23 protein-coding genes are annotated in these 24,235 nt (G+C 70.7%); 4 read left to right on the top strand and 19 right to left on the bottom strand.

The window, feature by feature from the left end; genetic code table 11:
* Positions 1-71: 71 nt before the first annotated feature.
* Positions 72-1,415 carry an ABC transporter substrate-binding protein gene (locus HF323_RS02175; RefSeq protein WP_169580921.1) on the bottom strand — a complete coding sequence of 448 codons (1,344 nt, stop codon included), beginning with the start codon at positions 1,413-1,415 and terminating at the stop codon, positions 72-74.
* Between the two features lie 240 nt (positions 1,416-1,655).
* Between HF323_RS02175 and HF323_RS02170 the strand changes: the two genes are divergently transcribed.
* Complete coding sequence (locus tag HF323_RS02170) at positions 1,656-2,693, top strand: LacI family DNA-binding transcriptional regulator (RefSeq protein WP_169580920.1); 1,038 nt, start codon at positions 1,656-1,658, stop codon at positions 2,691-2,693.
* 75 nt (positions 2,694-2,768) lie between these two features.
* Here the strand turns inward: HF323_RS02170 and rplL are convergent, their stop codons facing one another.
* The 6 genes from rplL to HF323_RS02140 all read right to left on the bottom strand — a co-directional run bounded on the left by rplL (position 2,769) and on the right by HF323_RS02140 (position 10,073).
* Positions 2,769-3,158 carry a 50S ribosomal protein L7/L12 gene (rplL, locus tag HF323_RS02165; protein ID WP_169580919.1) on the bottom strand — a complete coding sequence of 130 codons (390 nt, stop codon included), beginning with the start codon at positions 3,156-3,158 and terminating at the stop codon, positions 2,769-2,771.
* Between the two features lie 42 nt (positions 3,159-3,200).
* Entirely contained in the window at positions 3,201-3,716 is a 516-nt protein-coding gene (gene rplJ / locus HF323_RS02160) for a 50S ribosomal protein L10 (protein ID WP_169580918.1), read from the bottom strand.
* Positions 3,717-4,014: 298 nt separating this feature from the next.
* Entirely contained in the window at positions 4,015-5,217 is a 1,203-nt protein-coding gene (locus tag HF323_RS02155; RefSeq protein ID WP_169580917.1) for an FAD-dependent oxidoreductase, read from the bottom strand.
* A 110-nt stretch (positions 5,218-5,327) separates the two neighbouring features.
* Positions 5,328-6,425 (bottom strand): winged helix DNA-binding domain-containing protein, encoded by a 1,098-nt coding sequence (locus HF323_RS02150; RefSeq protein WP_169580916.1) that lies wholly within the window; start codon positions 6,423-6,425, stop codon positions 5,328-5,330.
* A gap of 134 nt (positions 6,426-6,559) precedes the next feature.
* The gene (locus HF323_RS02145; RefSeq protein WP_169580915.1) at positions 6,560-8,032 is read right to left on the bottom strand and encodes an NAD-dependent succinate-semialdehyde dehydrogenase; all 1,473 of its coding nucleotides are present in this window, start codon (positions 8,030-8,032) and stop codon (positions 6,560-6,562) included.
* Between the two features lie 136 nt (positions 8,033-8,168).
* On the bottom strand, positions 8,169-10,073 hold the full coding sequence (locus HF323_RS02140; protein WP_169580914.1) for an FAD-binding monooxygenase: 1,905 nt from the start codon (positions 10,071-10,073) through the stop codon (positions 8,169-8,171).
* A gap of 183 nt (positions 10,074-10,256) precedes the next feature.
* Here HF323_RS02140 and HF323_RS02135 point away from each other — a divergent pair, with 183 nt between their 5' ends.
* Positions 10,257-11,015 (top strand): IclR family transcriptional regulator, encoded by a 759-nt coding sequence (locus tag HF323_RS02135; RefSeq protein WP_169580913.1) that lies wholly within the window; start codon positions 10,257-10,259, stop codon positions 11,013-11,015.
* Here the strand turns inward: HF323_RS02135 and HF323_RS02130 are convergent.
* Positions 11,006-11,308, bottom strand: coding sequence for a hypothetical protein (locus tag HF323_RS02130; protein WP_169580912.1), 303 nt, complete (start codon positions 11,306-11,308; stop codon positions 11,006-11,008). The genes HF323_RS02135 and HF323_RS02130 overlap by 10 nt on opposite strands.
* 147 nt (positions 11,309-11,455) lie before the next feature.
* On the opposite strand from HF323_RS02130, the gene HF323_RS02125 reads away from it, so the two are divergent.
* On the top strand, positions 11,456-13,108 hold the full coding sequence (locus HF323_RS02125; RefSeq protein WP_169580911.1) for a thiamine pyrophosphate-binding protein: 1,653 nt from the start codon (positions 11,456-11,458) through the stop codon (positions 13,106-13,108).
* Positions 13,109-13,159: 51 nt separating this feature from the next.
* On the opposite strand, the gene HF323_RS02120 is transcribed toward HF323_RS02125, so the two are convergent.
* The 10 genes from HF323_RS02120 to HF323_RS02075 form a co-directional block, all read right to left on the bottom strand.
* A complete protein-coding gene (locus tag HF323_RS02120) occupies positions 13,160-13,921 on the bottom strand; it encodes an enoyl-CoA hydratase-related protein (protein ID WP_169580910.1) in 762 nt (253 codons plus the stop codon).
* Between the two features lie 7 nt (positions 13,922-13,928).
* Complete coding sequence (gene paaE, locus HF323_RS02115) at positions 13,929-15,128, bottom strand: 1,2-phenylacetyl-CoA epoxidase subunit PaaE (protein WP_169580909.1); 1,200 nt, start codon at positions 15,126-15,128, stop codon at positions 13,929-13,931.
* A complete protein-coding gene (paaD, locus tag HF323_RS02110) occupies positions 15,128-15,625 on the bottom strand; it encodes a 1,2-phenylacetyl-CoA epoxidase subunit PaaD (RefSeq protein ID WP_169580908.1) in 498 nt (165 codons plus the stop codon). The genes paaE and paaD overlap by 1 nt, the downstream gene beginning before the upstream one ends.
* The gene (gene paaC / locus HF323_RS02105; protein ID WP_211160246.1) at positions 15,619-16,395 is read right to left on the bottom strand and encodes a 1,2-phenylacetyl-CoA epoxidase subunit PaaC; all 777 of its coding nucleotides are present in this window, start codon (positions 16,393-16,395) and stop codon (positions 15,619-15,621) included. The genes paaD and paaC overlap by 7 nt, the downstream gene beginning before the upstream one ends.
* Before the next feature lie 98 nt (positions 16,396-16,493).
* On the bottom strand, positions 16,494-16,799 hold the full coding sequence (gene paaB, locus HF323_RS02100; RefSeq protein ID WP_169581331.1) for a 1,2-phenylacetyl-CoA epoxidase subunit PaaB: 306 nt from the start codon (positions 16,797-16,799) through the stop codon (positions 16,494-16,496).
* Positions 16,799-17,776, bottom strand: a complete 978-nt coding sequence (gene paaA / locus HF323_RS02095; RefSeq protein WP_169580907.1) for a 1,2-phenylacetyl-CoA epoxidase subunit PaaA — start codon at positions 17,774-17,776, stop codon at positions 16,799-16,801. The genes paaB and paaA overlap by 1 nt, the downstream gene beginning before the upstream one ends.
* A gap of 81 nt (positions 17,777-17,857) precedes the next feature.
* Entirely contained in the window at positions 17,858-18,283 is a 426-nt protein-coding gene (gene paaI / locus HF323_RS02090; protein ID WP_317450965.1) for a hydroxyphenylacetyl-CoA thioesterase PaaI, read from the bottom strand.
* Positions 18,280-20,352 carry a phenylacetic acid degradation bifunctional protein PaaZ gene (gene paaZ, locus HF323_RS02085; RefSeq protein WP_169580906.1) on the bottom strand — a complete coding sequence of 691 codons (2,073 nt, stop codon included), beginning with the start codon at positions 20,350-20,352 and terminating at the stop codon, positions 18,280-18,282. Before paaZ ends, paaI begins: the two co-directional genes overlap by 4 nt.
* The gene (locus HF323_RS02080) at positions 20,349-21,212 is read right to left on the bottom strand and encodes a 3-hydroxyacyl-CoA dehydrogenase family protein (RefSeq protein ID WP_169580905.1); all 864 of its coding nucleotides are present in this window, start codon (positions 21,210-21,212) and stop codon (positions 20,349-20,351) included. Before HF323_RS02080 ends, paaZ begins: the two co-directional genes overlap by 4 nt.
* The gene (locus HF323_RS02075; RefSeq protein ID WP_188241626.1) at positions 21,209-21,946 is read right to left on the bottom strand and encodes an enoyl-CoA hydratase/isomerase family protein; all 738 of its coding nucleotides are present in this window, start codon (positions 21,944-21,946) and stop codon (positions 21,209-21,211) included. Before HF323_RS02075 ends, HF323_RS02080 begins: the two co-directional genes overlap by 4 nt.
* Before the next feature lie 102 nt (positions 21,947-22,048).
* Between HF323_RS02075 and HF323_RS02070 the strand changes: the two genes are divergently transcribed.
* Entirely contained in the window at positions 22,049-22,672 is a 624-nt protein-coding gene (locus tag HF323_RS02070) for a TetR/AcrR family transcriptional regulator (RefSeq protein WP_169580904.1), read from the top strand.
* A 108-nt stretch (positions 22,673-22,780) separates the two neighbouring features.
* On the opposite strand, the gene HF323_RS02065 is transcribed toward HF323_RS02070, so the two are convergent.
* Positions 22,781-24,163, bottom strand: coding sequence for an MFS transporter (locus HF323_RS02065; RefSeq protein WP_169580903.1), 1,383 nt, complete (start codon positions 24,161-24,163; stop codon positions 22,781-22,783).
* Positions 24,164-24,235 lie beyond the last annotated feature (72 nt).

The following is a 24,235-nucleotide window of genomic DNA, read 5'->3' as shown; positions in this document are numbered from 1 at the left end:
ATGGACTCGCGACGGACGGAAGGGGACGGGGCCGCCCGTGGAGGGCGGCCCCGTCTCGGATCAGACGCTGGCTACTCGGAAGGCCAGCCCGACTCGATCTGCTCGAGCACCGTGTCGACGTCCGTGCCGTTGACGTAGTCGACCATGCCCTTGAAGAACGTTCCGGCGCCGACCGCACCCGGCATCAGGTCGGATGCGTCGAAGCGGAACGTGGTGGCGTCGTCCTGCAGGATTGCGATGGCCTGCTGCAGGATCGGGCTCGAGGCGCTCTCGGGGTCGAGACCCTTGTTGGCGCTGATGACCCCGCCGAGCGACACCCGGCTGTTGGCCCACTCGGGGCTGGACAGGTACTCCTGCACCTTGCGGGTGGCCTCGGAGTCGTCGAACGCGGCGACGATCTCGCCACCGCCTGTGACGACCGCTCCGGCCTCCTCGCCGCTCGCCTCGAACGGCGGGGTGAGGAACGCCCAGATGTCACCGTCTTCGCCGACCTCGGCACCCGCATCCACGAGGAAGCCGTCGAAGAACGACGCCTGGTGGTGCAGAGCGCAGTCACCGGCGGCCATGGCGGCGGCCGGGTCGGTGCCGAACGGCGTCGTCACGATCGTGTCGATGCCGCCGAAGCCCGCGTTGACGTACTCGGGGTTGAGCGCGATCTTGCCGAACTCCTCGAACGCCGACTTGATCTGCGGGTCGGTGAACGGGACCTCGTTGGCGATCCACTGGTCGTAGACGTCGGTACCGGACTGCCGCAGGACGATGTCCTCGATCCAGTCGGTGCCCGGCCACCCGGTGGCGGCGTCGGAGTTGAACCCGATGCACCACGGCGCCTTGCCGGTGTCGGCCTGGATCTGCGCAGTCAGGTCGAGCAGCCCCTGCCAGTCGGTGGGGATCTCCCAGCCGTTCTCCTCGAACTGCGCCGGCGAGTACCAGATCCAGCCCTTGACGCTCGCCATGAGCGGGGCGCCGTAGAGGGTGCCGTCGACCGTGCCGTAGCCGGCCCAGTCCTCGGTCCAGTACTCCTCGACGTTGGCGGCCACCTCATCGGGCGCGGGAAGGACCAGGTCACGGCTGGCCATGTCGGCGAGCAGGCCCGGCTGCGGGAAGATCGCGAGGTCGGGCGGCGTGCCACCCTGGGCGCGCACCGCGATCTGCGCCTCGAACTCCTTCGACCCCTCGTACTGGATGTCGATGTCGTTCTCTTCCTCCCACGCGGCCCACGACTCTTCGAGCAGCTCCTGCTCGGGGGTGACGATGGTGCCGTAGACGGTGACGACGTTGTCGTCGCCGCCTTCGCCGCCGCCGTCGTCGCCGTTGTTGGCGCCCGGGCCTCCGGAGCAGCCTGCGAGCGCGACGCCGGTCGCTCCTGCCACCGCGAGCGCGATGATCCGGCGACCTCGTCTGGATGTCTTCATTCGTCCTCCTCATCGAGTGCCGCGAAGCCACTGCCTCCGTGCCCCGCGTGCGAACTTAGGGAACCGATTCCATGCTCACGCTAGGGGATGCGTGGTGTCGGCACAATCACACTTGATCACAACTCGGTAAATGCGGGAGTGGACGTGACAAACGCCGCCGAGCACGGCACAATGAGCCCCGGAACCGGTTCCACATTCGCATCGACGCGGGGAACCGCCGGGACTGCCGAGGAGGGCCGAGTGGCGGGCATCGCCGACGTCGCGCGTGCCGCGGGCGTTTCCAAGTCGACCGCCAGCCGGGCGCTGACGGGAGCGGGATACGTCTCCGACGGGACACGCGCCAAGGTGCGGGAAGCGGCCACGCAGCTCGGCTACGTGCCGACCACCAGCGCGGTCAGCCTCGTGACCGGCCGCACGCAGACGATCGGCGTCGTCGTGCCGACTCTCGACCGGTGGTTCTTCGCCCAGGTCCTCGAGGGCATCCAGGACGCGCTGCTCGAACGCCGCTACGACCTCGCTCTGTACGGTGCTCCCCCCGAGTCGGACGCGCGCCGCGACATGTTCGAGACGTTTCTGGCCCGCAAACGCTTCGACGGCTTGATCGCCGTGGGCATCGAGCCCAGTGCGCACGAGCTCGAACGCCTCGTCGCGTTCGGCAAGCCCGTCGTCAGCGTGGGCGGTTACGACGTCGGCACGAACGCCGTCTCGATCGACGATCGCGCTGCAGGACGCATCGCCACCGAGCATCTCGTGGGCCTCGGCCACCGCGCCGTCACCTTCGTCGGCGGCGATCCCGACGGCAGGCGCACGAGCTTCGGGGATCAGCAGCGGCTCGACGGGTATCTCACCGCCATGAGCGACGCCGGGCTCGAGGCATCCGCTCGCCACATCGCTTCGGAGGCGACGATGCCCGGCGGCTACGGCGCCGCCGTAGAGCTGCTCGGCGATCGCCGGACCCGCCCGACGGCGGTCGTCGGCGTATGCGACGAGGTGGCGGTCGGCGCGATCATCGCCGCACGGCGGCTCGGCATCCGCGTGCCCGATCAACTCAGCGTCGTCGGCATCGACGATCACGCGTACGCCGAGATGTTCTCCCTCACGACGCTGCAGCAGAAGCCGCACCAGCAGGGGCGCGCGGCCGTGCAGCTCCTCATGTGGCAGCTGGACGATCCGGATGCCGCCACCCACCGCATCTACGAATCGTCGCCCCTCATCGTGCGCAGCTCGACGGCGGCCGTCGACGACGCCGCCTCGGCGATCGTGGGGGTCGGGCCGTGAACGGGCGGTGAGCATGACGAGGGCCCCAGATGCCGAAGCATCCGGGGCCTTCGTGAACGAGCTGAGCTCGCGAGATTACTTGAGCGTAACCGAAGCGCCGGCCTCTTCGAGAGCGGCCTTGGCCTTCTCGGCGGTCTCCTTGTTGGCGCCCTCGAGGACGGCCTTCGGAGCACCGTCGACGACGGCCTTCGCCTCACCGAGGCCGAGCGAGGTGAGCTCGCGGACGACCTTGATGACCTGGATCTTCTTGTCGCCGGCGGCCTCGAGGATGACGTCGAACGCGTCCTTCTCCTCGGCCTCTTCGGCGGGGGCGCCACCGGCGGGCGCGCCCGCAGCGGCAACCGCGACCGGGGCGGCGGCGGTGACGTCGAAGGTCTCCTCGAACGCCTTGACGAACGCGGAGAGCTCGATGAGGGTGAGCTCCTTGAACTGGTCGAGCAGCTCCTCAGTGCTGAGCTTTGCCATGATGATTCTCCTTGATTGGGGTTTTGCTTAGCCGGGGCCGGTTCAGGCCGCGGACTCCTGCTTCTCACGCAGCGCGTCGACCGTGCGAACGGCCTTCGACGGCAGTGCGTTGAAGACGTAGGCCGCCTTGGTCATCGAGGCCTTCATCGCGCCGGCGAGCTTCGCCAGCAGGACTTCACGGCTCTCGAGGTCGGCGAGCTTGCTGACCTCTTCTGCGCTGAGGGGGGCTCCGTCGAAGAAGCCGCCCTTGATGACGAGAAGAGGGTGTGCCTTGGCGAAGGCACGCAGACCCTTCGCGACGGAGACCGGGTCACCGTGCACGAAAGCGATGGCCGACGGACCCTTGAGGTCGTCGTCCAGCGACGTGATCCCCGCGTTGTTCGCGGCGATCTTGGTCAGCGTGTTCTTCACCACGGCGTATTCCGCGTCCTGACGGATGCTGTTGCGCAGCTCCTTGAGCTGGGCAACCGTCAGACCGCGGTACTCGGTCAGCAGAACGGCGGTCGAGTCCTCGAAATGCTTCGTGAGCTCGGCGACCGATGCTTCCTTCTGCGCCATGGCCACTCCTTGTGTGTACGAGACGCTCCGCGATGGCGGGGCGTCGGCCTCGACATCCGCTCATCTGCTCTCACCACGGCAACAAAAAAGCTCCGGCGCAAGCGCACGGAGCGGGAACCCGGAAGTTCGTTCGTGTCACCTGCGCGGGCCCCTGCGATGCAGTGCTTCGATCTCCGCTCGCTTGCGCGCGCGTCGATGACCGGCGGTCTTCGGTTGCCGCAAGTCTACGTGAGCCGGGCGGCACCGCCAAATCCACGCTGGGACCGCCCTTCGCTCGCGGTCGACGGATCCGCCCGGATCACACGCGGCCGGTGAGGATGAGGTTCCAGTACACCCACGGCAGCACGTGGCGATCGAAGATCCACGACAGGCGGTTCTCGCGGTACATCGTCTTCCAGAACGGGATCGTCGGCGCCAGGCGGCCGCGATCGTCGAACTCCGCCCACACGACGGTCGACCGCGACACCGTGAACGGGCAGACGGCGTATCCGTCGTACTCCCATCTCGGGTCTTCGCCCCGCAGCACCGCCGCCAGGTTCTTCGCCAGCACGTAGGTCTGCTTGCGCAGCGCTCCCCCGCACTTGGAGTTCGTCGTCGCCGCGGCGTCGCCGAGAGACCAGACATTGGCGAAGCGCGGGTGGCGAAGGGTGCGGGGGTCGACCTCCACGAAGCCGCCACCGCTTAGGTCGGCAGCCAGCGCCGAGGGTTTCAGCCAGTCGGGGGCGGACTGCGGCGGGACGGCGTTGAGCACGTCGTACGAGAGCCGCTCGGTGCCGTCCGGACCGCCGATGACCACGTACTGCGCTTCGGCATCCACCTCGAGCAGCTCGCTGCGCGTGCGCAGCTCGATGCCGTAGTCGGCGATGCGGCGCTCGAGCTCACCGGAGATGTCGGGGATGCCGAACGGACGCTCGCCGTGCACGACCATCACCACGCGGATGTCGTCGAGCACGCCCGTCGCCCGCCAGTATGCGCAGGCCTGGTACATCGGCTTCTGAGCCGCGCCGGCGCACGATGCGGGATCGTCGGGCTGGGTGAAGATCACCGTTCCGCTGCGCAGGTCGCGCAGGAGGAGGGATGCCTTCGCGGCGAGCTCGAATTCGTAGTGGGATGCCACGGCCGGCGTCTTCAGCGCGTCGACGAGCCCGGGCACGCGGTCCCAGTCCAGCTGGATCCCCGGGCAGACGATGACGTGCTCGTAGGTCAGCTCCCGGCCGCTGCCCAGGAGCACCCTGTTCGCCTCGGGGTCGACGCGGGTGACGCCGTCCTGGATCCACGTGACACCCGCCGGTGTCACGTCGCGCTGCGGCCGGACGGTGATGCTCGCACGCGCCGTGCCGCCCGCCACGTGCGAGAAGAGCGGCTTGTACAGGTGGTCGGTGCGTGGCTCGACCAGCGCGATGTCGTCGACTCCGAGGCGGCGCAGCCGTGCGGCGACCGACACTCCCCCGTTCCCGCCCCCGATCACCACCACGCGGTAGTGGGTAGAACTGTCGGGCATGACGGACCCTCCTCGAGTCTGGGAAGGTGACCACGGTAGGTCGCCGTCGTCCGCTCGGGCGAGGGGTTGCACCGGCCACCGCATCCGGCTAGTCGACCCGCCGCCGCGGGTCAGGCGGTGATGAAGTCCCGGTAGCGGTCCAGCGCCGCCGACACCTCGGCCCGGGTCGCGGCCCCCGTGGTGAAGAGCTCGGGAACGGGGTCGTCGGCGTGCCGCCCGACCGCGACCGAATGCGTCCAGACGCCGATCGCCTCGCCCCGCGCCACGATGATCGGGCGCACGATGCCGTTCATGCTCGGACCGATCGCGCGGAGGAACTCCGGCGCGCAGGGCACCGTGCGGTCGGCGTAGGACAGGTAGTACTCCTCGAACGGCGGGAGGGCGACGACCGCGGGCGCGGCGGGGTCGACCGGCGGGGCGGGCGCGGCGACGCGGTACTGCGGTTCGGGGTCGTCACCCACGACGGTGACCCGGTCGGATGCCTGCTCCGCCGCGGCCCGCGCCACGCCGAGCGGCAGCCCCGACCACCAGGCGAAGTCTCGCGCGCCCGCCGGGCCGTGCGAGCCGATATAGCGCACGAAGTACTCGGCGAGCGGGTCGACGGGAGTCGCGGCATCCGTCACCCACTCCTCGATGAGGACGACGTACTGCTCACGGGTGGGGCCGCCCTCGCGCGGCACCACCGGTCCCTGGCAGACGACGCCGCGCAGCGACAGAGCGACGAGCAGGTGGTAGCCGCGCTGCCGGGCCGTGCTGACCCCACCCGCCTCGAACACGGCGAAGAGCTCCTTGCGCGTGAGGCGGTTATCGCCCCGCAGCGCCTCGCGCGCGAGCCGCTCCGCGCGCTCGAGTTCGGCCTCATCGATCGCCTCGGCGCGGCGCACCGCCGCGGCCTGCCGCGACTGCCGCTCCCCCGTGAGACCGAGCACCCAGACGAGGTCGCGCGCCGGAATGATGTGGATCGTCCCGCGCATCGTCCACGACCGCACGATCTCGCCACGGTCCAACGCCGCATCCACGTCGCGGATCGTCGGATCGCCGGCGGTGCGCGCCGCCAGCGCCCACCGACCGCCCCAGAACTCCTGACCCTGCGTCGCGAGCATGTGGGATGCGGCCTCGCCGAGGGTGGCGGCCGGCGCGCTCAGCCGATGCGACCGCAGCCGGTCGTGCCGAATGGCGGCGACGTCGAGGGCGGGGGTGGCGACCATGCGCCCATCATGGCGCAGCACGCCGACGCGGTGCATCCGAGCCGGACCGCGTCTCGTCTCGTCGCTGGGCTCCTCGCTCAACGACCGGGGCAGTGCCGTCCGGTCGTTGAGCGAGCGAAGCGAGACGAAACGCGTCAGGCGAAGGGGTTCGCGGTGAGCGTGTACTTCGTCTGCAGGTACTCGTGGATGCCCTCGGCGCCGCCTTCGCGGCCCAGGCCCGACATCTTCCATCCGCCGAACGGCGCGGCCGCGTTCGAGACCACACCGACGTTGAGGCCCATCATCCCGGTCTCGAGGCGCTCGATCATGCGCTGGCCGCGCGAGAGCGACTCGGTGAAGACGTACGAGACCAGCCCGTACTCCGTGTCGTTCGCGATCCGGACGGCGTCGTCCTCGGTGTCGAACGGCACGATGGCGAGCACCGGTCCGAAGATCTCCTCGCGCAGGATGTCCGATCCGGGCTGCACGTCGGTGACCACGGTGGGCTCGTAGAACGTGCCGGCGCCGTCGACCTCGTTGCCGCCGGTGCGCACCTGCGCGCCGCGCTGCACGGCGTCGGCGACCAGCGAGGAGGCCTTGTCGACGGCGTCTTTGTTGATGAGGGGCCCGATCTGCACGCCGTCCTCGGTGCCGCGGCCGATCTTCATCGACTGCACCCGCTCGGTCACCCGGCGGGCGAACTCGTCGGCGACGGAGCGCTGCACGATGAACCGGTTCGCCGCCGTGCAGGCCTGTCCGATGTTGCGGAACTTCGCCAGCATCGCGCCGTCCACCGCCTTGTCGAGGTCGGCATCCTCGAACACCACGAACGGCGCGTTGCCGCCGAGCTCCATCGAGGTGCGCAGCACGCCCTGCGCGGCCTGCTCCAGCAGACGCTGGCCGACGCCCGTCGAACCCGTGAACGAGAGCTTGCGCAGGCGCGGGTCGCGGATGATCGGCTCGGACACCTTGCCCGACGTCGACGTGGTGAACACGTTCACGACGCCCTTCGGAAGTCCCGCATCCTCGAGCAGCTTCGCGAACGCCAGCGTGGTCAGCGGCGTCAGCTCGGCCGGCTTGATCACGACGGTGCAGCCGGCAGCCAGGGCCGGCGCGATCTTGCGGGTCGCCATCGCGAGGGGGAAGTTCCACGGCGTGATCAGGAAGCACGGCCCCACCGGATGCTGCGACACGATCATGCGGCCGGTGCCCTCGGGGTTCGCGCCGTAGCGGCCCTGCACGCGTGCCGTCTCCTCGCTGAACCAGCGCAGGAACTCGCCGCCGTAGGCCACCTCGCCGCGCGCCTCGGCCAGGGGCTTGCCCATCTCCACCGTCATCAGCAGCGCGAAGTCCTCCTTGCGCTCCTGCAGCAGGTCGAACGCCCGGCGCAGGATCTCGGCGCGCTCGCGCGCCGGCGTCGCCGCCCACGCCGGGAAGGCGTCGACCGCGGCGTCGAGGGCCGCCTTGCCGTCCTCCGGCGAGGCATCCGCGATCTCCTTGACCGTCTGACCGGTCGCCGGGTCGTAGACCTTCAGCGTCCGGCCGCCCGCGGCCGCACGCCACTCGCCGCCGATGAACAGCCCGTCGGGGACGGACGCCAGCAGCTCGGTCTCACGGTTCTCGGTCACGGGGACTCCCTCGTCGGTTCCGGATGCCGCGGCATCCCTTCTCGCCTGCTTCCCGGGTTATTCTGCCGGGGCCCGGCCGGACGGCCGATATACACCACGTACAACCGCAGGGCGGCGTTCACCCCGCTGGACACGATCAGCGCACCGCCTCCCGGGCGCGCTGATCGACGAGCGCGCCCGCGAAGAACGCCGCGAGCTCGTCGGTCGCGGTCAGCGGGAGGACGGCTGCCACGTACTGATCGGGGCGCACCACGATCACCGCGCCCTCGCGCGACACCTGGCGCTCATCGAAGATGTCGGCCGTGCTCCACGCGCTCGGGCCGGCGGCGTAGACCTTCTCCCAGTCGATGAGACCGAGCGGGCCGGTCTTCGGCATGAACGCGGCGGGCACCCGGGTCAGGTCGACGTCCTCGTACCTTTGCTGGTAGATCGCCTTCACGTCGAACACCGCGTCGACGTCGGCGCCGGCGGGCGTGTGGCGGGCGAGCGGCGACTCGGGCGAGTCGAGCCACGCGGCGAACGCCGCGAGCGCCGAGTCCTCGCCGGACGCGGGAGCGTCGGCGAAGGCGTAGACGCGCCAGCGTCCGTCGGCCTTCGCATGGTGCCCGAGGTGGATCACGTTGCCGTCGCACACGCGAACGACCTCGACCGACTTGAAGCGCTTGCCGAGGGGGAACCCTGCCGCGAGGTCCTGGTGCGAGGCATCCGCCACGACCATCGACGGGCCGTACTGCGTCATGAACCCGGACGGGAACTCGGCGGTGCCGAGGTAGAACGTCGCGAGCTCCTGAGGGTCGCTGATCTCTTCGGGCTTGCGCGCCATGAGGGCCGACCATTCGCGGTCGAAGTCGATGAGCTGCTGCGCCACGGGCTGGCGCTCGGCGGAGTAGGTCTCGAGCAGCGCGGCGGGCGCGAGCCCGGTGAGCACGTGCCCGAGCTTCCAGCCGAGGTTGAAGCCGTCCTGCATCGAGACGTTCATGCCCTGCCCGGCTTTGGCGCTGTGGGTGTGGCACGCGTCACCGGTCAGGAACACCCGCGGCGCGCGACCGCCATCGCCATCATCGAAGCGGTCGGTCACCCGATGGCCGACCTCGTAGACGCTGTGCCACGCGACCTGCTTCACATCGATCGAGTACGGGTGCAGGATCTCGTTGGCGCGGCGGATGATCTCCTCGATCGGCGTCTGCCGCACGCGGTGGTCGTCGTCGGCGGCCACCTCGCCCAGGTCGATGTACATGCGGCTGAGGTAGCCGCCCTCGCGGGGGATGTGCAGGATGTTGCCAGCGGTGGAGTTGATCGCGCACTTGGTGCGCCAGTCGGGGAAGTCGGTGTTGACCAGCACGTCCATGACGCCCCACGCATGGGAGGCGAACCGGCCGACGTGGCGGCGGCCGATCGCCTCGCGCACGCCGCTGCGCGCGCCGTCGCAGCCGGCGACGTACTTGGCACGGACGATCCTCTCCTCGCCGGCGCGCGCACCTGTCGTGTGACGGACCCGCACCTCGACCGGGTACTTCCCGTCGTCGGCGACCGAGAGTCCGAGGAACTCGACGCCGTAGTCGGGCACGATCCGCCCGGGGCGGTGCGCCGCCGCCTCGGCGAAGTAGTCGAGCACGCGCGCCTGGTTGACGATCAGGTGGGGGAACTCGCTGATCTTGAGCGCGTAGTCCTCGGTGCGGGCCGTGCGGATGATGTGGCGGGGGTTCTCGGGGTCGGGGCCCCAGAAGTTCATGTAGGCGATGTTGTAGGCCTCGGCGGTGATGCGCTCGGCGAACCCGAAGGCCTGGAACGTCTCGACACTGCGGGGCTGGATGCCGTCGGCCTGGCCCAGGACGAGCCGTCCCTCCCGGCGCTCGATGATGCGCGTGGTGACGTCGGGGAACTGCGAGAGCTGCGCGGCGAGCAGCATGCCGGCGGGGCCGGACCCGACGATGAGGACGTCCGTCTGATCGGGGAGGTCCGCCGGGCGATCGATGCCGGTGCCCGCGGCATCCTGGATGCGGGGCTCTCCGGAGACGTAGCCATGGTGATGGAACTGCATGGGACTCCTCGTGCGACCTCGATGTCGACCGCGCGGCGGCGATGCTTGCGGTATCGGCAGGCCGCGTTCTATATTCGAACACGGCGTTCTACTATTGAACAGATCGTATACGAAGCGGATGCCTGCTCACAAGGCTTCCGCGCGCCGGCGTCTCATGCGCGTCACGCGAAAGGACCGATTCCGATGACAGACGCGCCTTCTCGCGCGGCGCAGGCCGGTCCCGCGTCGCAGACCCTGAGCCGAGGCATCCGGATCCTCGAGGTCCTCGCCGACGCCCGCGAGCCGCTCACGATCGACGACATCGCACGACGACTCGACGTGCACCGCTCGGTCGCCTATCGTCTGCTGCGCACGCTCGAAGACCACGGCCTGGTCGCGCGCGACGGCAACGGCCTGGTCTCACTCGGCGCCCGCATGGCCGCCCTCGCGGCGGGCGTCGCGCACGACCTGCAGGCCGAGGCCCTCCCCGAGCTCACCGACGTCGCGAACGAACTCGGCATGACCTGCTTCCTCAGCGTGCTCGACCACGACGAGTGCGTGACCCTCGCCAGCGTCGAGCCCCGCCACGCGGTCGCGTCGGTGGCGCAGCGGCCGGGGTCGAGGCATCCGGTCACCCGCGGCGCTCCGGGGAAGGCGATCCTGTCACTCGTGCCCGCCGCCTCGTGGCCGCGCGACGCCGACGCGCATCTGCGTCAGGAGGTGACGGATGCCTCGGCCCGCGGCTGGTTCGACAGTCACGACGAGGTCATTCCGAGCCTGCGCTCGGTGGCCGTGCCGCTCGAGCTGCGCGGACGCGGCCCGGCCGCGATCGCTGTCGTCTACCTCGCGAGCGCCCACGGATCCGACGAGATCGCGGCCCGTCTCGCCCGCTCGGCCGCGATCATCCGGTCGGCGCTGGGCGACGGAGGCGTGGGGCCCGTGCGCGGACCGGCTCAGGCGTAGCGGGTGCCGACGAGCTTGATGTCGTAGACCGCGACGCGCTGAGGCACCCCGGCGAACGCCTCGGCGCGGGCGTCGGACGCGAGGTAGGCCTGCTCGAGAGCGAGGAAAGCCTCCTCGTCCCCCTCGGCGCTCACGGCCCACACGAACTCGTTCGATTCGGGCAGTCCGTACGCGAAGTCGATGGCGAATCCCGCCGCCGGACGGACGCGGGGCATCCACTGCTGCCACCAATCGACGAAGGCCTCGTACTCCCCCTCGACGAGCGTGTACCGGCGCAGCTGGATGGTCCTCATGCCACCCATCTTGCCGCGTCGGACGTGTGGCATACTCATCACGTCCGGCGGGGACGATCCCGGCGGTGCTCGAAAAAAGGGCACGCAGCGCGAACGCGCGAGACACATACGGCCTCACACCCGTTCCCGTCTTGCAGGAGTTCCCTCATGCCGACCGTCTCCGCGCACGTCGCGCTCACCCTCGCCCGCCACATCGACCACGTCTTCGGGGTGATGGGCAACGGCAACGCCTACTTCCTCGACGCACTCGAGCGCTCGACCGATGTCGCCTTCACCGCGGTCCGCCACGAGGCCGGCGGCGTCGTCGCCGCCGATGCCTATCACCGCGCCTCGGGCCGCCTCGCCGCCGCCACGGCGACCTACGGCGCCGGCTTCACCAACACGCTCACGGCGCTCGCCGAGGCCGTTCAGGCGCACGTGCCGCTGGTGCTCGTCGTCGGTGACGAGCCGACCTCGGGTCCACGCCCGTGGGACGTCGACCAGATCGCGATGGCGTCGGCGGTCGGCGCTCGCACGTACACCGTCGGGCGAGCGGATGCCGCGGCCACGACCGTCATCGCGATCGAGCACGCCCTCACCTACCGCGTGCCCACCGTGCTCGCGATCCCCTACGACGTCGCGGCGCGTGACGCAGGCCCCCTCCCCGAGGCTCCGGAGCCGCGGCTCCCCGCTCCCCTGGCCCCCGCCGGGCCCTTCGCCGCGGGCGCGATCGCGGATCTCGCGTCCGCCCTCGCGGCGGCGAAGCGGCCCTTCCTGCTCGCCGGGCGCGGAGCATGGATCTGCGGCGCCGGCGGGGCGCTGGGCCGGCTCGCGGACGCCGTCGGAGCGCTGACCGCGTCGACGGCGCTCGGACGCGGCGTGTTCCCCCGCGCCGAGTTCGACCTCGGCGTGACCGGAGGCTTCGGCGCCGAGGGCGCGATGTCGCTCGTGCGCGAAGCGGACGTGGCGGTCGTCTTCGGGGCATCCCTCAACCAGTTCACGATGCGCTTCGGCGACCTGTTCGCACCGGGGACGCGGGTGTTCCAGGTAGACGTCGCGCCGGCCGCGACGCATCCGCACGTCGGCGGATTCGTGCGCGGAGACGCCGCCGTCGTGGCGAGCGAGCTCGTGACGGCCCTCGCCGCCAGGGGCGCCGCCCCGAGCGGCTGGCGCGAGAGCGTCGACGTCGCGAGGGCGCGCCGGTACGACCTCGGTGACGGGATCGCCCCTGACGGGCGTCTGGACCCCCGCTCGATCGCGGCGCGCATCGGCGAGCTGCTCCCCGACGACCGCGTCGTCGTCTCGGACGGCGGGCACTTCATCGGGTGGGCCAACATGTACTGGCCGGTGTCATCTCCCGACCGCATGATGATGGTCGGCACCGCCTTCCAGTCGATCGGCCTGGGCTTCCCGTCCGTGGCGGGTGCGGCGCTCGCGCAGCCGACCTCCACGGTCGTGCTCACGAGCGGCGACGGCGGCGGCCTCATGGCGCTCGCCGACCTCGAGACCGCGGTGCGCGTCGCCGGCGGCCGGGGCCTGGCGGTCGTCTGGAACGACGCCGCATACGGCGCCGAGGTGAACCTCTACGGGCTGAAGGGGCTCGCCGAGGGCCCCATGCGCATCCCCGAGGTCGACTTCGCCGCCCTCGCCGCGGGCGTCGGCGCCGAAGGCGTCGTCGTGCGGACGATGTCCGACCTGGATCGTCTCGCGTCGTGGACGGCGGAGCCCGAGGCATCCCGCCGATTCCTCATGCTCGACTGCCGCATCTCGGGAACCGTCGTCGCGCCGTACCAGCAGGAGATCATCCGCGTGAACTCGTGAGCCCCGGCGCCGAGCCCCGGTCGTCGGGCGAGCGCAGCGAGACGAAACGGTTCAGGAACCGGAGAACGTCGGAGGGCGCTTCTCGCCGAAGGCCGCGAAGCCCTCGCGGTAGTCGGCGGTGTGCCGCAGCTCGTCCTGCCCGCGGTTCTCCTCGGCCACGACCCGCCACAGCCGCTCGTCGCGCAGCTTGTCGATGAGGCGCTTGGATGCGAGGAACGCCTGCGTGGGTCCGGCAGCCGCTCGCGCCGCGCGCTCGCGCGTGAATCCGAGCACCTCGTCGGCGGGCAGCGCACGGCTGAACAGTCCCGACTCCACCGCTTCGGCACCCGACAGCAGGTCGCCGGTGTAGATGAGGTCCAGCGCCCGGTGCGCCCCGAGACGCTCGTAGAGCAGCGCGTGCCCTCCGGAGTCGAGCAGCGCACCGAGGTTCGCGAACGGCGAGCCCACTTTCGCCGTCCTGGCGACGTAGACCACGTCGGTCGCGATCGCGAGGCCGAGCCCGACGCCGAGGCACGCGCCGTGCACGGCGGCGAAGGTCGGCGCCGGGAAGGCCGCCATCCGTCGCATGACGCCCTCGACCGCGCCCAGATAGCCCAGCACATCGTCGGTGGCGGGGTCGACCCCGGTGATGTCGCGTCCGGCGCAGAAGGCGCGCCCCTCTCCGCGCAGCACGAGGGCGCGGACACCGGATGCCTCGGCCTCCGCATAGGCGGCGTCGAGCTCTCCGATCGCCTCGAGGGTGAGCGCGTTGAGCTTGTCGGGCGCGTCGAGCACGACCTCGGCGACGCCGTCGGCGATGTGCAGCTGGATCATGGGTTCCTCACACGTCGTAGTCGACCACGACCCGGTCGGTCGTGGGATGTGACTGGCAGGTCAGGATGTATCCGCGCTCCAGTTCGTCGGGCTCGAGCGCGTAGTTCTCGGTCATCGAGACCGAGCCCTCGAGGAGGCGGGCACGGCACGTGCCGCACACTCCCCCGGCGCAGGCGAAGGGCGCGTCCGGACGCACGCGCAGCGCCGCGTTGAGGATCGACTCGTGCGCCGACACCGGGCTCTCGATCGTGGCCGACTGGCCGTCGAGGGTGACCTCGATGCGGTGCACGGGCTCGTCGGCGCGCACCTGGACGGGTCTTCCCGACGGCGCTTCGACGCGGCCGTTCTCGCCCGTCGTGAACAGCTCGTACCGCACGTGCTCGGGGGCGACTCCGATGTCGGCGAGGGTGTCGCGGCACAGCTGCACGAGCTCGAACGGCCCGCACAGGAACCATTCGTCCACCGTCTCGGGCAACACGAGGGCGTCGAGGATGCGGCGCAAGCGGTCCTCGTCGATGCGTCCCGACAGGAGCGGGGCCGCGCGCTGCTCGCGCGAGAGCACGTGGTGGAGCGCCAGGCGCGACGGGTAGCGGTCCTTGAGGTCGGCGAGCTCCTCGAGGAACATGACGTCCGTCGTGGACCGGTTCGTGTACACCAGCGTGAAGCGGGACGTCTCGGAGCGGGCGAGCACCGTCGCAGCGAGCGCCATGAGAGGTGTGATGCCCGACCCGGCGGCGATGCCGGCGACGTGGGCTGCGTCGAGGTCGGCGAGCGTCGAGGTGAAGCTTCCCTGCGGGCTCATCACGTCGAGGCGATCCCCGGGCTTGAGTTCGGACTGCGCCCACGTGGAGAAGCGGCCACCCTGATCACGCTTGATCGCGACGCTGATCGTTCGCGGACCGTCGCCGCCACCGCCCGACTCCTCCGCGCGGCACAGGGAGTACGACCGGCGCACCTCGTGACCGTCGAGCATCGTACGCAGCGCGACGTGCTGGCCGGCGAGGTAGTCGAACTCGTCGCGGATCGCCTCGGGGATCGCGAATGTGACCTCGACCGAGGCATCCGTCAACGGCCGCACCGCCGCGACCCGCAGCGTGTGGAACCGCGCCCGGCGCTTGACCGTGCGGGGGCCGCCGACGGCGCTGCTCAGCAGCGTCTCGGCGATGCGCTCGTTCTCGCGGGCGGTCGCGTCGGGACCGGTGGCCATCAGTGCACCTTGAAGTGGTCGAACGGCTCGAGGCACGCGCGGCACTCGTAGAGCGCCTTGCACGAGGTCGAGCCGAAGCGGGCGAGCTCGCGCGTGTCGAGCGATCCGCAGCGAGGGCACTTCACAGCGAGCGCGACGCGGATCGGACCGACCGCCGCACGACCGGTCGGCGGCGCGATGCCGTAAGCATGGAGCTTCTCCTTGCCGGCGTCGCTCATCCAGTCGGTGGTCCATGCCGGCGAGAGCGTGAGGCGCACATCGACGTCGCGGAACCCGGCGTCGGTGAGCGCGAGCACCACGTCGTCGCGGATCGCATCGACCGCGGGGCACCCGGAGTACGTCGGCGTGATCGTGACGGTCACCGTGTCACCCGAGACCGACACATCGCGCAGCACCCCGAGGTCTTCGATCGTGAGGACCGGGACCTCGGGATCGACGACGGTCGCCGCGACCTGCCAGGCGCGGGCGGATGCCTCTGCCGCCGTCGGGCTCACCATGTCGCTCCCGGGTGCTGACGGGCGAGGACCTGCATCTCGGCGAGCACGAACCCCAGGTCCGGAAAGTGCGAGCCGCGCCGGCCGCCGCCCGAGGACGTGAAGCCCGCCGGCACCTCGAGCTCGGCTTCGGCGAACACGGCGGTGATGACGCCGTCGAACGCCGCCCGCAACGACGACGGGCGCACGGCGACCCCGTCGAGACGATCGATGAGCGGCTCGTCGCGGAACAGCTCGTCGACATACGGCCACACGTCGCCGATCGCGCGGATCATGCGTTGGCGGGACTCGTCGGTGCCGCCGGCCAGGCGCAGGGTCCACTGCACCGCGTGGTCGCGGTGGTAGTCCACTTCTTTGACGGCCTTGGCCGCGATCGCGGCGAGCGTCGGATCGGACGACTCCTGCAGCGCCGTGTACAGCTCGAACTGGTAGGCGGATGCCACGAGCTGCCGCGCGATCGTCTGCGCGAAGTCCCCGTTCGGCTGCTCGAAGAGCCACGCGCTGCGGAACTCCGGCTCGTCGCGCCAGTACGCCAGGTCGTCTTCGGAACGACCGTCGGCCGTCCCGGCGTAGTGCAGGAGCGACCGCGCATGCCCGAGGAGATCGAGCGCGATGTTGCCGAGGGCGACATCCTCTTCGAGCTCTGGGGCACGCGCGATCCAGCCGCCCAGCTGCTGCGCCAGGATGAGCGCATCGTCGCCGAGCCACAGCGCGTACTCGGCGATGTCGGGGGACGCGATGCGGCCGTCTTCGCCCGTGAGCTCTGCCGACAGACGGACGCTCTCGACGGTGACGTCGCCGTGCGGGTCGGGGCGTTTCGTCTCGGTCGTTGAGCGAGCGGAGCGAGACGAAATGCCCTGGAGTTCGGTGCTCACAGGTGCGGCACCCCCTCGGAGGCGGTGTAGTACACCGCGTGGCGGTAGTTCTTGCCCGCCGGGCTCTCGAAGAACGCGCCCTTCGAGTCGGGGTCGCTGGTGGTGATCGCGTCGGCGGGCACGACCCACACCGACGTGCCTTCCCCGCGCCGCGTGTAGAGGTCGCGGGCGTTGCGCAGCGCGAACTCGGCGTCGGGAGCGTGGAGCGAGCCGGCGTGCACGTGGCTGAGTCCGCGGTTCGCCCGCACGAACACCTCCCACAGCGGCCAGGTCTCGCGTTCGGATGCACCGGGGGTCGCCATCATGCCACCTGTCCTTCCGCGCGTGCGGCCTGCTTGCGGGCGTAGGCCGCCGCCGCCTCGCGCACCCACGCGCCGTCTTCGTGCGCGGTGCGGCGATTGCGCAGCCGCTCGGCGTTCATGGGGCCGCGGCCGCGCAGGACTTCGTGGAACTCCGCCCAGTCGATCTCGCTCGTGTGCCAGCGCTGCTCCTCCTCGATCCAGCGCAGCTCCGGGTCGGGAAGGGTCACGCCGAGCACCTCGGCCTGCGGCACGAGCATCCCGATGAACCGCTGGCGCAGTTCGTCGTTGGAGAACCGCTTGATCTTCCACGCCATCGACTGCGCCGAGTTCGGCGACTCGTCGTCGGGCGGCCCGAACATCATGAGGCTCGGCCAGTACCAGCGGTCCACGGCGTCCTGGGCCATCTTCTGCTGCGCCGGCGTCCCCTGCATGAGCGCGAGGAGGATCTCGAAACCCTGCCGCTGGTGGAACGACTCCTCCTTGCAGATGCGCACCATCGCGCGGCCGTACGGACCGTACGAGGCGCGGCACAGCGGCACCTGGTTGCAGATCGCCGCGCCGTCGACGAGCCAGCCGATCGCTCCCATGTCGGCCCACGTCGGGGTCGGGTAGTTGAAGATCGACGAGTACTTGGCCTTGCCGTCGATGAGCTGCTGCGTCATCTCGTCGCGCGTGATGCCGAGCGTCTGCGCGGCCGAGTACAGATAGAGCCCGTGCCCCGCCTCGTCCTGCACCTTGGCCATCAGGATCGCCTTGCGCTTGAGGCTCGGTGCGCGCGTGATCCAGTTGCCCTCGGGCTGCATGCCGATGATCTCGGAGTGCGCGTGCTGCGAGATCTGCCGGATCAGGGTCTTGCGGTACGCCTCGGGCATCCAGTCGCGCGGCTCGATGCGCTGCTCTGCGGCGATGAGTGCGTCGAACGCCGCCTGCTCCTCGGCCTCGTCCGGCGCGAGCACGCTCAGATCGGGTGCAGTCATCCTCGACTCCTTATTTACAGACCGTTCGTTCAGTAAGTCTACGCCGCTCGGCGGCAGGTCGGTACCCCTCGGGGGCGGACGTCACCCTCCCGCGACGCGCCTCGTGGTGAGCGACCGCCCACGGAACTCGGCGACCACCGCGCCGGTCTCGTCGGTGACCGTGACGTCGAACACGCCCGTCCGGCCCGACCGCGAACGCCGCCGGGCCGTCGCCATGAGCGTCTGACCCGGCGTCGTCGACGCGAGGTAGGTGATGTCGGCGCCGGCCGACACCGTCACCGCGTCGTCGTCGTTGCACGCCATGGCGAACGCGGTGTCGGCCAGCGCGAAGACGATCCCGCCGTGGGTGATGCCGAAGCCGTTCGTCATGTCCTCGCGCACGACCATCGAGACGACCGCCTCACCCGGCTCGTCGCGCACAACCACCATGCCGAGCGCGGCCGAGAGGCGGTCGCGGCGCAGCATCTCGCGCGCGCCGGCGAAGTGCTCGGCGGGATCGACGGTCACGATGCCGCCTCGGCCGGCTCCTTCGCGACGAGCGTAAGCACGTCGTACGAGGCGACGAGCTCGTCGTTCTGGTTGCGGATGACGGCGTCCCACCGCACCTCGCCGTACTCGTCGGTCTCGCGCGGCGTGATCTGCTTCGCGGTCAGCACCACGCGGATCTCATCGCCCGGCGACACCGGCGTGACGAACCGCAGGTTCTCGAGGCCGTAGTTCGCCAGCACCGGGCCCGGCTCGGGGTCGACGAAGAGTCCCGCCGCCCACGACACGAGCAGGTAGCCGTGCGCGACCCGGCCCGGGAAGAACGGGTTCGCGGCCGCCGCCTCCTCGTCCATGTGCGCGTAGAAGAGGTCGCCGGTGAAGTGCGCGAACGTCTCGATGTCGTCGAGCGTCACCACCCGCGAGCCCGACACGACCTGGTCGCCGATCGCGAGCTCGGCCAGCGACTTGCGGAACGGGTGGCGGTCGGAACGGGATGCCGCCCCCTGATGCCACACGCCGGTGAGGGCGGTCAGCATCTCGGGCGAACCCTGGAGCGCCGTGCGCTGCATGTGGTGGAGCACGGCTCGCATGCCGCCGAGTTCCTCACCGCCGCCCGCGCGGCCGGGTCCTCCGTGCACGAGGTGGGGCACCGGAGCCCCGTGGCCCGTGGACGTGCGCGCATCGTCGCGGTCGAGAAAGAGGAGCCGGCCGTTGTAGGCCGCCGTGCGGGCGAGCAGCGTCGCGGCCACGCCGGGGTCATTGGTCGCGACGCTCGTCACGAGCGAGCCCCCTCCCCTGCCCACCAGGTCGGCGGCTTCGTCGACGGTCGAGTACGGCAGCACGCTGGCGACCGGGCCGAAGGCCTCGACCTCGTGCGCGGCGGATGCCGAGGCATCCGTGAACCCGATGAGCAGCGGCTCGAGGAACGCGCCGCGCTCGGCGACCCCCGTCGATCCGTCGGCGTGCACGACCTGCGGCGGCTCAGTCGATCCGAGCAGCAGGCGCCCACCCGCGGCCTCGAGAGCGGCGACGCTGCGCAGCACCTCCTCGCGCTGTTCGAGCGACACCACCGGCCCCATCGTGACCGACGGCGCATGCGGATCGCCGATCACCACGCGCTCCGCGATCCTGGCGCGCACCGCCTCGACGAGAGCATCGACGGATGCGGCCGGCACGATCGCCCGGCGAATGGCGGTGCACTTCTGCCCCGCCTTCGTCGTGAGCTCGACCATGAGCTGGCGGACGTACGCGTCGAATTCGGGCGTGCCCGGCGTCGCGTCGGGCCCGAGCACCGAGGCGTTGATGGAGTCGGTCTCGCTGGTGAAGCGCACGCCACCCGTCTGCACGCTGTCGTGAGCCCGCAGCCGCTCGGCCGTGGACGCGCTGCCGGTGAAGCCGACCAGGTCGCCCAGGCGAAGGTGCGCGAAGAGGTCCGGCACACTTCCGCTCACGAGCTGAAGCGATCCGTCAGGCAGAAGGCCGGTCTCGACCAGGATGCGGACCCACGCTTCGGCGATGTAGGCGGTGGGCGTGGCGGGCTTCACGAGGGTCGGCACGCCTGCGAGGAACGCCGGAGCGAACTTCTCCAGAGCGCCCCACATCGGGAAGTTGAAGGCGTTGATCTGAACCGCGACGCCGGGCAGGCGGGTGTACACATGCCTCCCGAGGAAGGACCCGTCCTTCGAGAGCACCTCGACCGGTCCATCCAGGTAGACACTGCCATCGGGCAGCTCGCGGCGTCCCTTCGAGGAGTAGGTGAAGAGCACGCCGATGCCGCCGTCGACGTCGTTGAGCGAGTCACGCTCGGTCGAGCCTGCACGCTTGGAGAGGTCGTACAGCTCCTGCTTGCGCGCGGTGAGCGCCTGGGCGAACTGCTTGAGCAGCACGGCGCGCTGGTGGAACGTCAGCTCGCCGAGGCTCCGCTGCCCGGCCGTGCGTGCGAACGCGAGCGCGGCGCCGAGGTCGAGGCCGTCGGTGCTCACGCGGCAGACGGGTTCGCCGGTCGAGGCATCGCGGACGTCGACGCCGGTCGAGGCATCCGCCGGCGTCCACCACTCGCCCTGGACGTAGCTGGGAAGGATCGCGGTCACTGGTCACTCCATTCGTAGAATCCACGGCCCGCCTTGCGCCCGAGGCGCCCTTCGGCGACCATGCGGCGCAGCAGCTCGGGGGGCGCGAAGCGGTCGCCCAGCCTCGCGTGCAGCTCCTCGGCGATGCCGAGACGCACGTCGAGGCCGACGATGTCGGTCGTGCGCAAGGGGCCCGCCGGATGCCGGTACCCCAGTTCCATCGCGGCGTCGATGTCGCCGGGCGACGCGACGCCCTCCTCGACCATGCGGATCGCTTCGAGTGCGAGCGCGACGCCCAGGCGGCTCGAGGCGAAGCCCGGGGCATCCCGCACCACGACGGCCGTCTTGCCGAGGGCCTCGACCCACCCCCGCGCGGCATCGACGAGCCCTGCGTCGGTCCCGGCGCCGACGACCACCTCGACCAGGCTCGACGCGGGCACGGGATTGAAGAAGTGCAGTCCGATGAAGCGAGCGGGACGCGCAAGACGCGCGGCGAGGTCGTCGATCGAGATCGACGACGTGTTCGTGGCGAGTGCGGCGCTCGGAGCGAGCACCTCCTCCGCGCGGCAGAGCGTGCCGAGCTTGAGGTCGCGGTCTTCGGGCACGGCTTCGACGACGAGCTCGCAGCCGGCGAGCGCCGAGGCATCCGTCGCCGTCTCCACCGCCGCGGCGAGGTCGTCCGCCGATCGGTCCGTAGCGCCGCGCTCGACGCTGCGCCGCACGCTCTCGAGAACGCGGACGGATGCCTCTGCCGCCGCGGCCTCGTCACGTTCGACGACGGTGACCCGGGCGCCCGCGAGCACGAAGGCGTGCGCGATTCCCGCCCCCATGCGCCCGCCGCCGATCACGCCGACGCGCGCCGGAACGCCGCCGGCGCTCATCCCTTGCGCCGTTCGAGGAAGGCGGTCATGCGGCGCTCTTTCTCGGGGCTCTCGAAGAGCTCGGCCTGCAGCTCGAGCTCGAGCGCCGGGTGCGCGTCGGCCGCTGCGGCGAGCGCGGTCTTGGTATGGCGCGTCGCGAGCGGGTCGTTCGCGGCGATGCGGTCGGCGATGGCGTGGGCGGCCGCGAGCAGCTCGTCGGGCTCGTGGAGCGACGACAGCAGGCCCCACGCGAGAGCTTCGTCGGCATCGAGGATGCGGCCGGTGAGCAGCAGCTCGGCCGCACGGGCGTCGCCGACGATCTGCGGCAGCCGCCAGGTGGCGCCCGCGGCCGCGATGATGCCGAGCCCGGTCTCGGGATTGCCGATCTTCACGCGGGGTGTTCCGATGCGGAGGTCGGCGGCGTAGGCCAGCTCGGCGCCGCCGCCGAGAGCGTAGCCGTCGACGGCAGCGATCACCGGCATCGGGAGGGCGCGCACGCGCTCGAAGGCGTGCGTGTTGATGCCGCGGCGAGCATCGGCGGCGCGGCGCGCGCGCAGCTGGGCGATGTCGGCTCCCGACGCGAAGACGCCGCCCGAGCCGATGAGGATCAGCGTGCGGGGACGCGTCTCGAGATCGGCGCACAGCTCGTGGATCAGGTCGATCATGTCCTGATCGATCGCGTTGCGCACCTCGGGGCGTGCGAGGGTGGCGACGACGCGATCGTCACCGCTGTCGATCTGCAGCGCTTCGGCCATCGGCATCCTCTCGATCGCTCCGTCGCGGTCGACAGCCATATTACCTAAACGATCGGTCAGTAATCGAGTCCTGCCCGCCCTGAGGGTGCGAGACTGTGACGCATGTCCGTTCCCGCGTCGCAGCCCGAGCCTGCGCCGATCGCCGCCCGCCGCGGCCGGCCCGGGTACGACCGTGCCCAGGTGCTCGCGATCGCGGTCGCGCTCTTCAACGAGCAGGGATACGACGCGACCTCGGTGGCCGACGTCGCCGCGAAGCTGGGTCTGACGAAGTCGGCGCTCTACCACCACTTCGATTCGAAGGAGCAGCTGCTCGCGCTCGCCCTCGACGAAGCCCTCAGCGGACTCGAAGGCGTGCTCGACGCTCCGGCCGCGGCCGAGGGCTCGGCGGCGGAGCGCCTCGACGCGGTGCTGCGCGGGGCGGTCGGCGTGCTCGTCGACCGCCTGCCGTACGTCACCCTGCTGCTGCGCGTACGCGGCAACAGCGAGGTGGAGCGCGTTGCGCTCGAGCGCCGCCGCGCGTTCGACCATCGCGTGACGGCGCTGGTCGAGCGGGCGCAGCGGGAAGGTCAGGTGCGCGACGACCTCGACGGCGCGGTCGCCACGCGGCTCATCTTCGGCATGGTGAACTCGATCGTCGAGTGGTACCGCCCGAGCGGACCGGTCGACCGCGAGCGCCTCGCGCACGACGTCGTGGCGGTCGTGCTCGACGGCATGCGCACGCGGTAGCCGAGGCATCCGTCCCCACCGCCCTCGGCACCCGCGGTCGTCTGTACGAAACCGACCCCCGGCGAAGGGCCGAAGGTCGGTTTCGTGCAGACGGAGACGGGCGCCGGGTCAGGCCTTCGAGAGGCCGCGGATGGGGCTGACGGCCTGCTCGGCTTCGTGGTCGGGGCCCAGCGGGATGCCCGAGCGGTCGCGCAGCAGGAGCGTGGCGATCAGGCCGATCAGCGTCATGCCGGCCAGGTACCACGTCACCGACAGCGTCGTGCCGGTCTCGCTCACGAGCCAGGTCGCGATCGTCGGGGCGAACGCGCCGCCCAGGATCGCCCCGATCGCGTACGAGATCGAGACCCCGGAGAAGCGGATGGACGCGGGGAAGAGCTCCGAGTACAGCGCCGCCTGCGGACCGTAGGTGAAGCCGAGGCCGATCGTGAGGATCGCCAGGGCGAGGAAGATCAGCCAGATGTTTTCGGTGTTGACGAGCGGGAACAGCAGGAAGACGCCGCCCAGCTGCAGGATCCACCCGATGATGTACGTCGTGCGGCGGCCGATGCGGTCCGACACGAAGCCCGCGGCGAGCGTCGAGAGCAGCCACGTCACGGCCGATCCGGTGACCGCCCACAGCACCGGGGTGCGATCGAGGGCGAGCGGACCTTCGGGATTGGTCGAGTAGTTCTGGATGTACCCGCCCGTGGTCATGTAGCCCACGGCGTTGTTCCCGGCGAAGACGAGAGCGGCGATGAGCACCAGCAGCGCGTGCTTGCGGAACAGCTGCACGATCGGCATGCGGGTCTGCTCCTTGCGCTCGGCGAGCTCAGCGAAGACCGGGCTCTCCTCGACGCGGCGGCGCACGTACCACCCGACGAGGATCAGCACGACGCTGAGCAGGAAGGGCACGCGCCATCCCCACTCGAGGAACGCGTCACCGGGAGCGATCATCGCCATGAGGGCCATCACACCCGAGGCCAGCAGCAGACCGAGCGGAACCCCGATCTGGGGGGAGGCGCCGAAGGCTCCACGTCGCGTACGAGGCGCGTGCTCGACCGCCATGAGCACGGCGCCGCCCCACTCGCCGCCTGCCGAGAGCCCCTGGAGGATGCGGAGGAGCACCAGCAGGATCGGCGCCCAGATGCCGATCGCGGCATACGTGGGGAGCACGCCGATGAGCGCCGTCGCGGCGCCCATGAGGATGAGGGTCCACATCAGCACGACCTTGCGTCCGTACTTGTCGCCGAAGTGCCCGGCGAGGAACGCGCCGAGCGGGCGGAACAGGAAGCTCACACCGACCGTGGCGAACGAGAGGATCGCGCTGTTGGCGCCGAGCGGTGCGAAGAACAGCTGCCCGAAGACCAGCGCCGCCGCGGTCGCGTAGATGAAGAAGTCGTACCACTCCACGGTGGTTCCGACCACGGTCGCGAACACCACGCGACGTCGGTCGACGGGACTCGCGATCGTGCCGGTGGGGGTGAATCCCGACTCGGAGGTGGGTGTGCTCATTGCGTGACTCCTGTGTCTGTGCTGACGACTTCGTCACCGGCCCCTGCCCTCGCGAGGGTGTGTTGCCGGATG

The organism is Microbacterium sp. MF43, assembly GCF_012847295.1.
Lineage (GTDB): Bacteria > Actinomycetota > Actinomycetes > Actinomycetales > Microbacteriaceae > Microbacterium.
The sequence above is the reverse complement of the archived record's forward strand: the minus strand, read 5'-3'. Positions and strand labels throughout refer to the sequence as shown.

Coding starts and splice junctions, on each gene's coding strand:
- HF323_RS02175 (WP_169580921.1), bottom strand. CDS start 1,415: ATGAAGACATCCAGACGAGGTCGCCGGATCATCGCGCTCGCGGTGGCA.
- rplL (WP_169580919.1), bottom strand. CDS start 3,158: ATGGCAAAGCTCAGCACTGAGGAGCTGCTCGACCAGTTCAAGGAGCTC.
- rplJ (WP_169580918.1), bottom strand. CDS start 3,716: ATGGCGCAGAAGGAAGCATCGGTCGCCGAGCTCACGAAGCATTTCGAG.
- HF323_RS02155 (WP_169580917.1), bottom strand. CDS start 5,217: ATGCCCGACAGTTCTACCCACTACCGCGTGGTGGTGATCGGGGGCGGG.
- HF323_RS02150 (WP_169580916.1), bottom strand. CDS start 6,425: ATGGTCGCCACCCCCGCCCTCGACGTCGCCGCCATTCGGCACGACCGG.
- HF323_RS02140 (WP_169580914.1), bottom strand. CDS start 10,073: ATGCAGTTCCATCACCATGGCTACGTCTCCGGAGAGCCCCGCATCCAG.
- HF323_RS02135 (WP_169580913.1), top strand. CDS start 10,257: ATGACAGACGCGCCTTCTCGCGCGGCGCAGGCCGGTCCCGCGTCGCAG.
- HF323_RS02130 (WP_169580912.1), bottom strand. CDS start 11,308: ATGAGGACCATCCAGCTGCGCCGGTACACGCTCGTCGAGGGGGAGTAC.
- HF323_RS02125 (WP_169580911.1), top strand. CDS start 11,456: ATGCCGACCGTCTCCGCGCACGTCGCGCTCACCCTCGCCCGCCACATC.
- HF323_RS02120 (WP_169580910.1), bottom strand. CDS start 13,921: ATGATCCAGCTGCACATCGCCGACGGCGTCGCCGAGGTCGTGCTCGAC.
- paaE (WP_169580909.1), bottom strand. CDS start 15,128: ATGGCCACCGGTCCCGACGCGACCGCCCGCGAGAACGAGCGCATCGCC.
- paaD (WP_169580908.1), bottom strand. CDS start 15,625: ATGGTGAGCCCGACGGCGGCAGAGGCATCCGCCCGCGCCTGGCAGGTC.
- paaB (WP_169581331.1), bottom strand. CDS start 16,799: ATGGCGACCCCCGGTGCATCCGAACGCGAGACCTGGCCGCTGTGGGAG.
- paaA (WP_169580907.1), bottom strand. CDS start 17,776: ATGACTGCACCCGATCTGAGCGTGCTCGCGCCGGACGAGGCCGAGGAG.
- HF323_RS02080 (WP_169580905.1), bottom strand. CDS start 21,212: ATGAGCGCCGGCGGCGTTCCGGCGCGCGTCGGCGTGATCGGCGGCGGG.
- HF323_RS02075 (WP_188241626.1), bottom strand. CDS start 21,946: ATGGCCGAAGCGCTGCAGATCGACAGCGGTGACGATCGCGTCGTCGCC.
- HF323_RS02070 (WP_169580904.1), top strand. CDS start 22,049: ATGTCCGTTCCCGCGTCGCAGCCCGAGCCTGCGCCGATCGCCGCCCGC.
- HF323_RS02065 (WP_169580903.1), bottom strand. CDS start 24,163: ATGAGCACACCCACCTCCGAGTCGGGATTCACCCCCACCGGCACGATC.